A 13,886-nucleotide genomic window follows, 5' to 3' on the forward strand; every position below is an offset into this window, starting at 1 on the left:
GTCCTCAGCTCGACGGCGACGTCGTCAGCACCAGCGCGGCGCGGTCGCCGTCGTCGTTGCTCAATTCGATCAAAAAGCGCGGGCCGGGCGCGTAGCCCTTGGTGATGGCGTCGTGGGCCACGGCCAGCAGCAACGGCCCGATCGCGGCGCCGACTTCGCCGATGCAGTCGGCCGGATGCCACAGCGCAATGGTCGAGCGGTGTTCGCGCAGGGTTCGCGCCAGCACCATCGCCAGTTCCTCGAAGAAGTATTCCTCTCCCGATGCGCTGACCAGGCGCGCATCGATCTGGTGCATGGCGCAGCCCGCGCAAGCGAGCGCGGCGGCGCTGGCTTGCGGCAACGCCTCGAAGCGCGACTTGCGCTCGGTGTCGAGCACGGTGATCGTTTCGAGCGCGCGCTCGCAGGCGCGGATGGTCAGTTGTCCCGGCCCCGCCGCCTGCGCCAGCCACACCGCCGCGGCGGCTTCTGCGGGAATGAAACCGTTGGAGTTGCCATCGGTCTGCAAGCGATCGCGGCGCAGGTAGTGATTGATCGCGCCGGCGTTGATCAGGCTGTCCACGCCGACGATGAGCACGCTCAGGCCGGCCTCGCGCGACAGCAGCGCCGTGGCGTGGGCCACCGCGTACGCGAGCGAGGCGCGATCGTGGCGGAATACGCGCGAATGCGCGTGGAAGCGCCAGCCGCGGCGCTCGCGGACCGCGTCCAGCGCCGCTTCGAGATGTTCGGGAACGCCGGCGCGCCCTGGGCTTGGCAGCAAGGTCAGCAAGACCACCGTGTCGAGCGCCGGCGACGGGTCGTCCAGGCTGTCGTTGCCCGCGGCGCGATCGCCCAGGCAGTCCTCGAGCGCGCGTTCGAACAGGCGCGCGCAGCGGCTGGCGCCGCCGAGCTGCACGCCACGGTCGTCGTCGTGGTCGCCGCCGCCGTGCGCAGGATCGAGCAGATGCAGCGGCGCCTGCGCGGCGAGGATCGGTTCGCCCTGCACGTCGCGGAACGAGGATTCTTCGAAACGGTCGATGGCGCTGCGGATCGCGGCGCAGGCCTGCGCCGCCGACAGGCCGACCGCGCAGGCCACCCCGGTGCGCAGCACTCCCAGCGCCGGTGTCGATGCCGTTGCCGGCGCCGTTTGCGCGGCCGGCGTGGCGCGGCTCGGCAGGCTCATGCGGTCACCGCTTCGGCCGGCGCCGCGTCCAGCGCTTGCGCCACCGGCGCCAGGTCTTCGTCGTCGGTTTCCTGGCCGCCGCAGCCGCAGTCGTCGGTGCCGTACACGCGCGAGGTCCACCAGCGCCGGCAGACGTTGCCGACCCCGAGCGTTTCGATTTCGAGGATCGAACGCTTCAGCGGCGCACTGGCGCGCCAGACGATATCGAGCGCGCCTTCGTCGGAATCGATCAGCACGGTGTCCACCACCGGCGAGAGTTTCGCGATCGCCCGGTCGCGGGTGATGGCCGCCATCGACAGGTCGAGGCGGCGCGGCAGCGCGAAGCGCAGCGCGCCGCCGCCCGGGGTGAGGTTGATCAAGGTCACCGGTTCGCCGCCGGTGGGGTAGGGCATGCGCTGATCGACCGGCGCGCACTGGAAGAAGGCCTCGTCGAAATCCGCGGGCAGGCGCGGGAATACCTGCTCTTTCCACTGTTCGTCGTAGGTGCCGGCCAGGGCCAGCCGCGGCGTCCAACTGCGTCCTATCGGCCCGAAACCGGCCGGCCGATAGCGCTCGCCGGGTTTCTTGATCGGCTGGTTCGGCCATTCGATCGACGGCGCCAAGGTGTCGCGCAGGTTCTTGCCGATGCCGGCCGATGCGTAACCGCAGCCGACCGGATTGGCGCTGCACATCCGGCGGTCGTCGTTTTCGTTTTCGGCCTCGTGCATGCCGCCGAACGTGCGCGCCCAATTCAGCGGCATGCTCGTGAACGACTCCGGCGCGCTCGCCGAGATGCCCATCAGCCCGCGCTTCCAGGTGCGCGCACCGACCACGCGCAGGGTTTTCTGGATCGGCCCGAGCTTGAGCACGACCGGCAGTTCGGTGACCGGCGCGCCGCCCGGCGCGTGCGCGCTGCCTTTGAACACCACGTCGCAGGCGGGTTTGCGGAACGCCAGGTCGGCCTCGATCAGCGGAGAGGAATACCCGGGCTCTCCTTCGAAGACATCGGTCAGCAATATCTCGCGCGCGACTTCGCGCAGCGTCAGCGTCCCGCCATCGCGTTGCGGCAGACGATACGTCGCCTTGGCGATCACCAACAAATGCGGCTGGCCTTCGCGGTCCGCGGCCTCGGTGGCCAGCAATGAATAGCGCGTGCCGTTGATGACTTCCATGTGCCGACTCTCCGTGAATGTACGCGTGCCCGGTCGAGGCGAATTCAGTTCATCCGGACCGAACCGCCCTTGATGCGGTTGGTGCCCTTCGCATGGGTGGACACATAGGCGCCGCGCACCAGCACCTTGCCGTCGCAGGTCAGGGTGATGCTGGCTTCGCCGCATCGCAGGGTCAGTTCGTGCTCGGCGACGATCATCTGTTTTTCCGGCAGCGCATCGACGCTGACCGTCGGCGCGCCCTGCCAGATCAATCCCAGCACGATCGGACGGCGCGGGTCTGCCTGCTCGAAACTCAACGCCGCCGCCCGGCCGTTGTCGCTGTGCGTCACCGCCACCAGCGAACGTGCGGCGACCTCCTGCGCGGGCGCGCCCGCGAACGCGACATGCACCGCGCCGCCGTCGATCCGCACCACCCTTCCGATCACCACGCCGTCGATGCGCCCGATGGCGTGCGCCGGGTCGGGCAGGGACGGCGCGCGAGGTGGATCGAGTTCGGTGTCGGTGGCGGATGGATCGCGCTTCATCTCAGTTCTCCTGGATTTTCTTGGCCTTGTGGCTGATGTTGCCCTTGGCCGTGAATTTTTGTTTCTTCGTGGTGTCGACGCTGAGATTGACGCCGCTCAAGGTGATGTTGCCCTTGGCATCCATGTGCAGGCGCGACTTGCCGACCTTGATTTCGATCTCGTCGGTGGCGGTGAGCCGATAGCTCTTGCCGACGTGGATGGTGTAGTCCTGGCCGACCATCGAGGTGCGGTACAGGCCGACTTCCTCGGCCTTGAACGCGCCGACCAGGGTGTTCATCGCCGCGCCGACGTTGATCGAATAGGCGGCGCCGACGTTGGTCATCTTGGCGATGCCGACGTTCTGAAGGTAGTTCATGTCGACCGTCTGGTTCTTGTTGTTGCCGATATGCACGTTCTCGTTGAGGTCGACCTTTTCCTTGCGGTTCTGATGGACGGTGATGGTCTCGTCCTTGTCGACCGTCTCGATGCGCTGTCCATGCACGGTGATGGTTTCGTTGCGGTCCACCGTCTCGGTGCGGTCGCGCTTGACCTGCACGGTCTCGTCGCGGTCGATGGTCTTCTTGCGGTCCTGGCCGACCCAGTGGGTTTCGTCGTTTTCGACTTCGATGTCCTGGTTCTTCTCGGCGTGAATCCACAACTGCTCGGCGCCTTTCTTGTCCTCGAAGCGGATGGCGTTGGCGTTGTCGTAGCCGCCGGCGCTGCTGGAGCGGGTCAGGATGCCGGTCTGGGTCTTGTTGGCCGGCAAATCCCACGGCGGCATGTTGTCCTGATTGAACACCCGGCCGACGACGATCGGCATGTCGGGATTGCCGCCGAGGAACTGCACCAGCACTTCCTGGCCGATGCGCGGAACCGCCATGAAGCCGAAGCGCTCGCCGGCCCAGTTGGAGGCCACCCGCACCCAGCACGAGGCGTTCTCGTCGTACTGGCCTTCGCGGTCGAAGTGGAACTGCACGCGCACGCGTCCGAATTCGTCGCAGTGGATCTCCTCGCCCGACGGCCCCACCACGATCGCCGACATCACCCCGTAGATCCTGGGTTCTTCGCTGTTGAGATTACGGCCCGGCCGCCACGGGATCTTCTTGCGGATGGCGAGAAACTGATTGCGGTATTCGGCCGGCGCGCGCGCGTTGAGATGGTTGTTGCTGACGGTGTGCTGGGCTTCGATCACCAGGAACTGACGCTCGTCCTCGCCGCCGTCCTCGTGCTCGTAATGCCCGCACAGTTCCAGCCAGCGTCCCGGCTGCACGCGCCGGCAGTTGCCGCCGGCTTCGAAGCGTTTTCCGCGGGCCTCGATCTCCTCCATGCGCAGCTTGGCCAGTTCCTGGCCGGCGCCGCTGCCGTTGAAGCCGTAGGCGCCGGTGTGCTCGTAGATTTCCAGCGCCGGCACCTCGCCCTGGCGATTGATCGTGTTGGTGTTGGCCGCGACCGGTTTGGGATTCTTGAAGTCGAAACTGGTGACGGCGTATTGGGTCGGCATCAGTTGCCTGATCGGCGACCAGTCGGCGACGCCGTCCTCGTCCTGCGAGCCGCCGGCGTCGTGGAAGCGCACCTTGGACTCGCAGTCGATCGGATCGGCCTGCCCGGAGTCGTCGCACAGCACCAGCGTGTGGCCGTTGGCGCGATGCTCGTACCAGTAATGCCAGCCGCGCGATTCCCAGCGGCGATGCAGGTAGTTGTAGTCGGTCTCGTCCCACTGCATCGCCTGGGTGATGGCCGGGTCGGGCAGCGCGCCGAGCTTGGACTTGAAGTCGCGTTGCTGATAGTCCTCGAAGATCTCGACCGTGCTGTCGAACACGTTCTTGTCGTGGAACAGGTAGTTGTCGCGGCGCAGGCGCAGAAAGCCCAGCCACGGCCCCAGGACCATGTCGTAATGAGACCAGCCGCCGTCGGTGCGGGAACGGCGGAACTCGAACACGTAGCCGTTGAAATAACGCACGCTGCCGTCGTTGCGGTCGAGTTCGACGGTGACCAGCTTGCCGATCAGATCCTTGGCCGCGATGCGCGCATCCAGCGACAGCAGATTGACCATGAAACGAAAGTCCTGGGACAGTCCTTCCGAGGCGACCAACTGTTCGACATACAGTTTCGAGGCCGGCCCGTCGTCGTGCGGGAACTTGATGCGAAGTATGCGGTTGGTTTCGCAAGCCACCGCCGGTGCAGCAAGCGCGTCGCCCATGACGCTTCTCCTTGTGATGGATTATTTTTCCAGTAACCGCGCGGTGTCGGGATGGCGCCGCTGGCGTGCGATCTGCGCGGCGGTGCGGCCATGGCAATCGGTCACCCGCGGATCGGCGCCGGCTTGCAGCAAGGCGCGCACGCTCTGGGTCTTGCCGAGCGCGGCAGCCTGCATCAGCGCGGTCGATCCGAACACGTCCTTGGCGTCGCGATCGCCCGCGCCGCGCAGCAGGGGCGCGAGCAAAGCGGTCGATTGCGCATCGCTGTAGCCGCCGACGACGGCGAAATGCAACGGCGTGTAGCCGACGATATCGACCGCGCCGGGGTCGGCGCCGCGGCTCAGCAGCAGCTCGATCAAGGCCAGTTGCGAGGGCAGGCGCGCGGCCACCGAGCGCTGGACGTCCAGGGGGTTCTCGCCCGGGTCGGCGATGGTCGGCGCCAGCGCGGCGTGCAGGGGCGAGCGGTAGCCGCGGGTCAGCGAGTCGGCGTGAGCGCCCTTGTCCAGCAGGCTGCGCACGGTGTCGAGATCGCCTTGTAGAACGGCGTCCTGCAAGGCCTGGGCGTGTACGTCTTCGACGATCGGTGCGCGCGCTTTGAGCGGATTGCAGAGCTGCTCGCGTGCGCGGGCGCCATCGCTGTGCGAGCAGGCGATGAGCCCGCAAAGCAACAACGGAAACAGCAGCTTCGCGCGCATCGCCGCACCTGGCGAGCGAGGTTGCGAGGTTGGTTCAGCGAGGCAGGTATTCACGGTACTTCCCCTTGTCCGGCTCCAGCCGGATGGTGTCGTGTTCCTGGATGTAGCGCAGGCGGCCCTTGACCGTGATCTTGCCCTCCGGCGTGGGGTTGACCCATTTTCCGCCAAGCCGGGCCTGCCCGTGCGAACCGCTGGTCGCGGCGAACACCTTGACCCCGAAGTAATCGGCGAACGCTTGGGCGATGCTCGGTTTTGGCGTATTTCGCTCGTTGAGCGAGCGCCAGTAGTAATACTTTCCGGGCGCATCCAGTGCGTACACCTGGGTGTTGGGATCGTGCTCGGATTCGTCGGAATAGACCCAGCCGTCCACGCCGGCGTTGCAGCCCCACAGCTTGATGTAGGCGTCGGCGACGAACAGCTTGCGTAGCGCGGCGCGGTAGCTTTTGTACGGCTCGCGGATCAGGTCGTCGGTGAACACCGTGCCTTGCTCGGTCTGCAGGACCGAGGTGTAGTTGGCGAGCTGGCCGCGGCGTAACGAGAAGATCGCGCCGCGCGCTTTCTTGAGTTCCTCGTCCTTGTAGCCCAGAAACAAGCCCGCGCCGATCGCATGCGAGTAGACGTGCAGTTGCTTGAGCTTGAACGAGGCGGCCTGCTCTCGCAGCAAGCGGAAGAACGTATCGCGCCGCGTCGCCTCGTGGATGCGTATGCGTGCGGGCGCGATATCGGTGATTTCGGTGCCGACCAGATCGTCGGCATACCACTTCAGGTTGCCCAGCTCGGCGCCGCGTCCGTACAGGGCCATCGCGCCCTCATCGGCCATGCGCGCGGCTCCTGTGGTCGGGGTCGGCGGGAGTCGACGCAACCGGGCGATCGGCGCATGTTTGCGCGAAGGCGGTGGCGGTTATGCAGCGTGCGGGGTTGCGGCGTGCGCGAGTTGAAGACGTTCGATCCATGTCGGCGCTCCGTGCGATCCATTCGCACGTTCAGGCAGGACTGCGAGTGTTCGCTGCGCCGGCAGACATTCGGGGCCGGACACTACTTTCGCGATCCGCTCGTCTTATTTCTCACAAAATCGTCTCGCTTGTCTGCTCGGCGGACAATTCTGGCTGGGCTGCGCTGCCAGCCCTGGGTGGGTTTTTGTGAGTTATTAAGGTGAAATCGGCACTTTTCTGCGAGCTGTCATGCAGTTCGGTGCCGATCTCGCCATGCCCGGCGCGCCGTGGCAGCGTGCCGGACGGCGCGGGATGAACCTGCGCGCGGTTTACTTCGCCGGTGCGGACATGGCCTTCGTGTTCACCTTTAGTGGCGGAAGCTTTTTTGATCCTGCTGGGAGCTTTGGGGCTTTGGAGCTTTGAAGCCAAAGGCAGGATCAACAGCTTTCGTCCGCAAGCGGCCGAGTTACTTTCTTTTGTCTAAAGCGACAAAAGAAAGGTAACCAAAGAAAAACGCTTTTTTGTGGATCAAGTGCCCGCAAGTGCGGTGCATACGCAGGCACGCGCCACACGGGACATCCATGTCCCGGTGGCGCGCGACGCGCATCCATGCGCGTCGCCCTCCGGGTGTGCTTTTGTTCTTGCGAGTTACACGCCTCGCAGCGCTGGAAGTGGAATCCGAAATCGGACCAAGACCAAGCCGGGCAGGGCGAAAGCCAGAGCTGAGATCGACACAAGATTGTCCGCCTGGAGTGTCTGGAGCCATAAAGTGGCAGACAATGCGCACTGGACAGGGAGATCGCAGACGATGTTTCAAGGAGTGCATGACAGCCTGCTGGTCGCCTACCGCGTCGACAGCGTCAGTGAACGGTTGACCCTGTCGCTGCAGCCGCATCACGGTTCGGCGGCTGGTCCGTTTCGGATCGAATTCTCGGGTGTGGCCGCGCATCGTTTCGATGCGCCGCTGCTGCCGGCAATCGTGTCGGAGATCGAGGAAGTTCCCGGCGCCAAGTTGCTGCGCGACGAGTGGGCGCAGATCGAACCTCGATCGAGGGGCAACGCGTGGCCTGGTGGTTGGGCGGGAACGTTGGAAGCTGCGATCGAGTACACGGAACGCACCGCCCTGCGCGGGTACCTGATCGACTCCAGCTATGGCTTGAACGGTTGGGTATTGGCGCAGACGGTTGACATGTACTTGGACGAGACTGCGCTCTGAAGTCTCTGGATCCTCGCCTTCGCGGCGATGACGGCTTGGAAGCCGTCATCGCGCGTGCTGCGGCGAGCCCATCGGCGCGCCGCGAGTCAAAGCTTACTTCGCCGGCGCGAACACGACCTTCGTGCTCACCGCCACTTCGTTCGGAATGATCGAGGTGTCGGCCCAGTCGCCGCCGCCGACGCCGAAGTCCAGGCGCTTGACCGTGGCCTTGCCGGTCAGCACCGGCTTGTCGCCGGCGGTCCAGGTGAAGTTCAAGGTCACCGGCTTGGTCGCGCCGCGCAGGTTCAGGCTGCCGTCGGCGGCGAAGTTGTTGCCGCCCAGGCTGCGGAACTTGGTCGCGGTGAAACGCGCCTGCGGGAATTTGGCGATGCTGAAGAAGTCCGCGCCCTTGAGGGTGTCGTCGCGTTCGGCGTTCTTGCTGTTGGTGCCGGCCAGCGGGATCACCACGTCGAGCTTGGAGGTGTCCAGACGCGTCGGGTCGAAGCTCAGGCGCGCGGTGAAGCCGGGGAAATTGCCGGCGAACACTTCGCCCTGGTACTTGGTGGCGAAGGTCAGGGTCGAGCCGGTCTGCTGCACGTAGTCGGCGGCGAGCGCGGGCGCGGCGGCGGCGAACAGGGCCGCGGCCAGGGCGAGGGATTTAATCTGCATTGCGATGCTCCGGAGAGGGGGAGGCGGGAGGAGGCGGTTCGGGCAGCACTTGCACGACGGTGACGTCGCGGATCGCGCGGAAGGTCCGCCGTCCGCCGGGCAGCATGCGGTTGAGGGTGTCGTCGTGCTGGAACAGGTGGTGATAGAACGCGGCGGCGGCGTGCGCGACGACCAATGCCAGCAGCAGCCAGAAGCCGTATTCGTGGACTTCGTGGCTCAGGCGGGCCAGGTCTTCGCCGCGCGGGGCGATCTTGGGCAGGTTGAACAGGCCGAAGTATTGCAGCGGGTAACCTGACGACGAATTGAACACCCAGCCGGAGATCGGCAGGGCGAACATCAGCCCGTACAAGGCCCAGTGGGTCAGCGAGGCGATGCGTTCCTGCCAGTGCGGGGTGCCTTCGACCGGCTTGGGCGCGCCGGCGTACATCCGCCACAGCAGGCGCAGCACGACCAGGGTCAGCAGGGTCAGGCCGAGGGATTTGTGCAGGGCGTAGATCTTGATCTTCGACGGCCCGTTGCTCATGTCGGTCATGGTGAGGCCGATCACGGCGATGGCGGCGATCAGCAGCACGACCAGCCAATGCAGCAACTGGCTGACGGCGCCCCATCGGTCGGCGGTGTTTTTCAAGGTCATCGGCTGGGCTCCGGTTGGGGCTTGGCTGCGCCGGGGTCGGCGGGTTGGGGCGTGGTGGGTTGCGCATCGACGGGCGGCGTGTCGCTGGCGTCGTCCGCGGGTTCGGCGCCGGCCGCGGCCGGAGCGGCGCCGACGTATTTGTCACGCACCGCTTCGGCTTCGATGCGCAGTTCGACTTCGTCGCCGATCACCGATTTCCATGCGTCGATGCCGAATTGCGCGCGGCTCAGGCGCGCGGTCGCCGAGAAGCCGGCGGTACGGTGGAACGGCGGCAACGGATGGCGCTTGAGCTGGTTGAGCTTGACGTCCATGCACAAGGGTTTGGTGACGCCGTGCAGCGTCAGATGGCCGCAGACCTGGGCGCGGTCCGGATCGCCGGCGACCGCTTCGGTGCGTTCGGACACGAAACGCGCGAGCGGGTAGCGCTTGCCGTCGAGCAGATTGGCCGCGAGCGCGGCCTTGTTCCATTTCGCGTCGCCCAGGTCGAGCCGGGTCAGCGGCACCTGCACGTCCAACTGCGCGCTGCGCCAGTCGTCGCGATCGAAGCGCAGGGTGCCGGCGCTGCCGGACACGGTGCCCAGCGCCTGCGAGAAACCGGCGTGGGAAATCGCGAACATCACCCGGGTATGCACCGGGTCGAAGCCGTAGGTCTCCAGCTCCGCGGCGGCCGCCGCCGACGGCAGGGCCGCGAGCACGGTCAGGGCGAGGGCGCGGCGGTGGATGGCAGGCATGGCGGCTCCGGCAAGGTCCGAGGATTCTAGGCACAGCCGGGTAAGGCCGTGTCGAGTCGTGCGCAACGATCCGTTTCGACCGGCCGGGGCGGGCCGGTTTTCCGGCGACGGCCGATATGGCACGCAAACTGCGTATTTGCTTCGCACGGCCCGATCGTCGAGCCTAATGCCTAGGGACATGGACTGCGCACGCCCGGCAAAACTGTCAGGCGGGCGTCAGTGCGGGGTCAGGTCACTGTCAGGATAGAGTCATCGGCCGCCAGGACGGTGCGTCGGGGGAGAGGGAGCCGGATGCTGCGATCGTTGTTATGCGCCTGCCTGGGCCTGTGCGCCGCCTTCGCGGCCGGCGCCGCCGTGCCCGAGGCGCCGCGCGCGCGCATCATCGGCGTCGCCGACGGGCTGCCGTCGAGCAAGGTCAACGGCATGGCCTTCGACCACGCCGGCTATCTGTGGCTGGCCACGACCGACGGCCTGGCGCGCTACGACGGCATCGGCATGAAGGTGTGGCGGCACACGCCGGGCGATCCGAGTTCGCTGCCCGGCAACGACCTGACCCTGGTCACGGTCGACGATCGCGACCGCATCTGGGTTTCGGCCGAGGGCCGCGGCCTGAGCATGATGGACGCGCGCCGCGCCGGCTTCGTGCATTACCGCCGCGCCGAGCAGCCGCAGATCGGCAGCGACGACACCTTCGCCGTCGCCAGCCGCAACGGCGAGGTCTGGTTCGGCACCTACGGCGGCGGCCTGCACCGGCTCGACCGCGACGGCCGCATCCGCCGCTACATGCCCAAGGACGGCGATCCGCACAGCCTGCCGTCGCCGACGGTGCTGTCGCTGAGCTTCGACGACCACGGCGATCTGTGGATCGGCACCTTCAAGGGCCTGGCGCGCTGGACCGGCAACGATTTCGAACGCATCGCCGTGCCCGGCCCGGACCCGACCCCGTGGGTGATGTCGGTCACGCCGGTCGGCGATCAGCTGTGGGTCGGCGCCAAGACCGGCCTGTACCGGCGCGAGCGCGACGGCCGCTGGACCGATCCGGACTACTCGGTGATGTTCGGCAATCTCAATGCGGTGCTGACCCTGGCGCCGGACCGCGACGGCAATTTCTGGCTCGGCACCCAGCGCAGCATCTGGCGCGCGGCGCCGGGCACGGTGCCGCTGCCGGTCGCGCTGGGGCCGTCGCGCCCGGCGCGTCCGGTGCAGCAGATCGTCGGCCAGGACGACGGTTCGTTCTGGTTCCCGCTGGCCGGCGTCGGCGTGGGTTATCTGCGTTCGGACTGGCGCCGCATCGCCCAGTACTCGCGCGAGCGCGGCACCTTGTCGAGCGAGTTGTACACCGCGGTGACGCCGTCCTCGCGCGGCGGTTTCTGGCTGATCGGCGCGCGCGGCGAGATCGAGCGGCTCGGCCTGGACGGCGTGGTCGAGCCGGTCACCGACGGCCCGCACGATGCGATGGGCAAGGGCGGCATTCCCAATGCCGCGGTCGAGGACCGCAAGGGCCGGCTGTGGATCGCGACCAGCCGCAACAACCTGGTGCGGATCGACCCGTCGGGGATCTGGCGCGACTGGACCGTCGACACGCCCGAACCGGTCCTCGGCGGCGAACCCGACCGGATGGTGATCGCGCCCGACGGCACGTTGTGGATTTCCTATCTCACCGAAGGCCTGCAACAGCGCGATACCGACAGCGGTCAGGTGCTGGCCTCGATCCTGGTCGGCACCCGCCAGGGCATCGGCAGCGGCGATCTGGATTCGATGGCGTTCGCGCCCGACGGCGCGTTGTGGATCGCCTCCGGCCAGGGCCTGCTGCGCCGCGACGCGGCCCGCAACGTCATGCGGCCGGTGCCCGGGCTGCCGGCCGACCGGGTGTTCGGTTTCGTGTTCGAAAGCGCATCGAGCCTGTGGCTGCAGCGCTTGAACGGGCTGGAGCATTACACCCTCGACGCTCGCGGCCGCTGGCATCTGGAATCGCGCGCCGGCGTCGAGGACGGCATTCCCGCGGTCGAAGGCACCGGCCTGTTCCGCGATCGCGGCGGCAAGATCTGGTTGCCGACCTCGCGCGGCCTGTTCCGCTGGGACCCGCTGCGCCGGCAGCTGCGCCGCTTCGGCGTGCAGGACGGCATGAGCAGCCAGGAATTCCTGCGCCGCGCCTCGGTGTTGACCGGCGACGGCGTGCTGGCCGCGTCGCTGTCGGACGGCAGCGTGGTGTTGATCGACACCGCCTTGCCCGATCCGCCGCCGCGCCAGCCGCGCCTGCAATGGCATCAGCTCGACGTGCGCCGGCATGGGCGCTGGGTGCCGCTGCCGTTGCAGAACCCGGCGCGCGCGTCGGGGTCCGAGCGCGCCTCGCGCTACGAATCGATGCCGTCGCTGGCGCCGGACGATCGCGAGATGCGCGTGCAGATGCGCCTGCTGTCGTTCGACGATCCGCAGGGCAATCGCTATTACACGCGCCTGGACGGTTACGACAACGACTGGGTCTCGGTCGGCGAAACCGGCGAGCGCGTGTTCGCCGGCCTGCCGTCGGGCAATTACCTGCTGCATGCGCGCGCGGTCGACGCCAACGGCAACCTCGCCGAAGAACGCACGCTGGAATTCAACGTGCGTCCGCCGTGGTGGCGCACGCCGCCGGCGTTGGCGGCGTTGATCGGATTGATCGCGCTGGCGGTGTGGTCGGGCGCGGCGGCGTGGCGTCGCCGGCTCAAGCGGCGGCTGTCATGGCAGCGCGCCGAACACGAACGCGAGGTGGCCAAGCAGGCGTCGCTGGCGAAGACGCGGTTCCTGGCCACCTTGGGGCATGAGGTGCGCACGCCTATGACGGGTGTGTTGGGGATGAGTGAGTTGTTGCTCGACACGCAGTTGGATGAGCGGCAACGGGGCTATACGCAATCTATTAGACGCGCTGGCGAACACCTCTTGCGGTTGGTCAACGACGCGCTCGATCTGGCGCGGATCGAGTCAGGCAAGCTGGAGCTCGCCGACGAGGCCTTCGATCTGCGCGCGCTGGTCGATCAGGCCGCCGAGTTGATGCGGCCGCTGGCGCAGCAGCGCGGCTTGGGCTTCGAGGTGAAGGTCGCGGCGAGCGCGCCGCAGGGCCTGCGTGGCGATCCGAGCCGGGTCTGCCAGATCCTGATGAACCTGCTCGGCAACGCGATCAAGTTCACCGAAGTGGGGCGGGTCGGGCTGGTGGTCGAAGCGTTGTCGCCGCAGGGCGTGCGTTTCGAAGTCGCCGACACCGGGCCGGGTTTGAACGAAGAACAAAAGGCGCGGCTGTTCCGCCGGTTCGAGCAGGCCGAAGGCGCGCGCACCGCGGCGCGTTACGGCGGCAGCGGGTTGGGGTTGGCGATCTGCCAGGAACTGGCCGCGGCGATGGAAGGGCAGATCGCGGTGTACAGCGAGCCGGGGCAGGGGGCGCGGTTCGTGTTTGATTTGCCTTTGGCTGAGGTGGAGCCGCCGCGGGTGGTCGGGAATTCAACGCCGGAGCCTTCTTTGCGTGGCTTGCAGGTGGGGCCGTTGGCTTTGCTTTTGGTCGAAGACGATCCGACCGTGGCCGAGGTGATCGCCGGCCTGCTGCGCGTGCAGGGCCATCGCGTCACTCATGTCGCCAACGGTCTGGCGGCGCTGGCCGAAGTGGCGACGGCGAACTTCGACCTGGCCTTGCTCGATCTGGACCTGCCCGGCATCAACGGCCTGGACCTTGCGCGCCAGTTCCGCGCGCAAGGTTTCGCCCAGCCGCTGATCGCGGTGACCGCGCGCGCCGACGCCGATGCCGAACCGCAGGCCAGCGCGGCCGGATTCGATCGTTTCCTGCGCAAACCGGTGACCGGCGCGATGCTGGCCGATGCCTTGCGCGCGGTGTTGCAGCCGACAACGGCGCCGAAGGCTGACGAGTAGGCGCTCGCCGCGATGATTCGCCTGCTGGACGGCGCGGCGAGGTCTTTTGTGGGAGGGGCTTGAGCCCCGACGCTTTTCGATCCGGCGCGGCGACCTGAAACAAAAGCGTCGGGGCTCAAGCC

General features: G+C 67.2%; 11 protein-coding genes and 1 pseudogene. 2 read left to right on the plus strand and 10 right to left on the minus strand.

The window, feature by feature from the left end; all coding sequences use genetic code 11:
- Positions 1 to 4: 4 nt before the first annotated feature.
- The 7 genes from KME82_RS05830 to KME82_RS05860 form a co-directional block, all read right to left on the minus strand.
- Positions 5 to 1,159, minus strand: coding sequence for a hypothetical protein (locus KME82_RS05830; RefSeq protein WP_215497690.1), 1,155 nt, complete (start codon positions 1,157 to 1,159; stop codon positions 5 to 7).
- Positions 1,156 to 2,310: a DUF2169 family type VI secretion system accessory protein gene (locus tag KME82_RS05835; RefSeq protein WP_215497691.1), complete on the minus strand. Its 1,155-nt coding sequence runs from the start codon at positions 2,308 to 2,310 to the stop codon at positions 1,156 to 1,158. Before KME82_RS05835 ends, KME82_RS05830 begins: the two co-directional genes overlap by 4 nt.
- A gap of 44 nt (positions 2,311 to 2,354) precedes the next feature.
- Positions 2,355 to 2,834, minus strand: a complete 480-nt coding sequence (locus KME82_RS05840) for a DUF6484 domain-containing protein (RefSeq protein WP_215497692.1) — start codon at positions 2,832 to 2,834, stop codon at positions 2,355 to 2,357.
- Position 2,835: 1 nt separating this feature from the next.
- On the minus strand, positions 2,836 to 5,013 hold the full coding sequence (locus KME82_RS05845) for a type VI secretion system Vgr family protein (RefSeq protein WP_215497693.1): 2,178 nt from the start codon (positions 5,011 to 5,013) through the stop codon (positions 2,836 to 2,838).
- 21 nt (positions 5,014 to 5,034) lie between these two features.
- The gene (locus KME82_RS05850; protein WP_215497694.1) at positions 5,035 to 5,706 is read right to left on the minus strand and encodes an ankyrin repeat domain-containing protein; all 672 of its coding nucleotides are present in this window, start codon (positions 5,704 to 5,706) and stop codon (positions 5,035 to 5,037) included.
- A 34-nt stretch (positions 5,707 to 5,740) separates the two neighbouring features.
- A complete protein-coding gene (locus tag KME82_RS05855; protein ID WP_215497695.1) occupies positions 5,741 to 6,526 on the minus strand; it encodes a hypothetical protein in 786 nt (261 codons plus the stop codon).
- A gap of 244 nt (positions 6,527 to 6,770) precedes the next feature.
- A complete protein-coding gene (locus KME82_RS05860) occupies positions 6,771 to 7,079 on the minus strand; it encodes a hypothetical protein (RefSeq protein WP_215497696.1) in 309 nt (102 codons plus the stop codon).
- Between the two features lie 379 nt (positions 7,080 to 7,458).
- Between KME82_RS05860 and KME82_RS05865 the strand changes: the two genes are divergently transcribed.
- A complete protein-coding gene (locus KME82_RS05865; RefSeq protein WP_215497697.1) occupies positions 7,459 to 7,854 on the plus strand; it encodes a hypothetical protein in 396 nt (131 codons plus the stop codon).
- A gap of 93 nt (positions 7,855 to 7,947) precedes the next feature.
- On the opposite strand, the gene KME82_RS05870 is transcribed toward KME82_RS05865, so the two are convergent.
- The 3 genes and pseudogenes from KME82_RS05870 to KME82_RS05880 form a co-directional block, all read right to left on the minus strand.
- Complete coding sequence (locus KME82_RS05870; RefSeq protein WP_215497698.1) at positions 7,948 to 8,502, minus strand: YceI family protein; 555 nt, start codon at positions 8,500 to 8,502, stop codon at positions 7,948 to 7,950.
- 91 nt (positions 8,503 to 8,593) lie between these two features.
- A pseudogene (locus KME82_RS05875) lies at positions 8,594 to 9,136 on the minus strand (cytochrome b); the annotation flags it as partial.
- Positions 9,133 to 9,867, minus strand: coding sequence for a YceI family protein (locus KME82_RS05880; RefSeq protein WP_215497700.1), 735 nt, complete (start codon positions 9,865 to 9,867; stop codon positions 9,133 to 9,135). The gene KME82_RS05880 and the pseudogene KME82_RS05875, both read right to left, overlap by 4 nt.
- 291 nt (positions 9,868 to 10,158) lie before the next feature.
- On the opposite strand from KME82_RS05880, the gene KME82_RS05885 reads away from it, so the two are divergent.
- Positions 10,159 to 13,764, plus strand: coding sequence for a hybrid sensor histidine kinase/response regulator (locus tag KME82_RS05885; RefSeq protein ID WP_215497701.1), 3,606 nt, complete (start codon positions 10,159 to 10,161; stop codon positions 13,762 to 13,764).
- Positions 13,765 to 13,886 lie beyond the last annotated feature (122 nt).

Origin of the sequence: Lysobacter capsici (assembly GCF_018732085.1) — a bacterium.
GTDB classification, from domain to species: Bacteria; Pseudomonadota; Gammaproteobacteria; order Xanthomonadales; family Xanthomonadaceae; genus Lysobacter; species Lysobacter capsici_A.

Bases quoted from the DNA above. Each gene is read 5' to 3' on its own strand.
- KME82_RS05870 (WP_215497698.1), bottom strand. From the start codon at position 8,502: ATGCAGATTAAATCCCTCGCCCTGGCCGCGGCCCTGTTCGCCGCCGCC.
- KME82_RS05850 (WP_215497694.1), bottom strand. From the start codon at position 5,706: ATGCGCGCGAAGCTGCTGTTTCCGTTGTTGCTTTGCGGGCTCATCGCC.
- KME82_RS05880 (WP_215497700.1), bottom strand. From the start codon at position 9,867: ATGCCTGCCATCCACCGCCGCGCCCTCGCCCTGACCGTGCTCGCGGCC.
- KME82_RS05835 (WP_215497691.1), bottom strand. From the start codon at position 2,310: ATGGAAGTCATCAACGGCACGCGCTATTCATTGCTGGCCACCGAGGCC.
- KME82_RS05845 (WP_215497693.1), bottom strand. From the start codon at position 5,013: ATGGGCGACGCGCTTGCTGCACCGGCGGTGGCTTGCGAAACCAACCGC.
- KME82_RS05885 (WP_215497701.1), top strand. From the start codon at position 10,159: ATGCTGCGATCGTTGTTATGCGCCTGCCTGGGCCTGTGCGCCGCCTTC.
- KME82_RS05830 (WP_215497690.1), bottom strand. From the start codon at position 1,159: ATGAGCCTGCCGAGCCGCGCCACGCCGGCCGCGCAAACGGCGCCGGCA.
- KME82_RS05855 (WP_215497695.1), bottom strand. From the start codon at position 6,526: ATGGCCGATGAGGGCGCGATGGCCCTGTACGGACGCGGCGCCGAGCTG.
- KME82_RS05840 (WP_215497692.1), bottom strand. From the start codon at position 2,834: ATGAAGCGCGATCCATCCGCCACCGACACCGAACTCGATCCACCTCGC.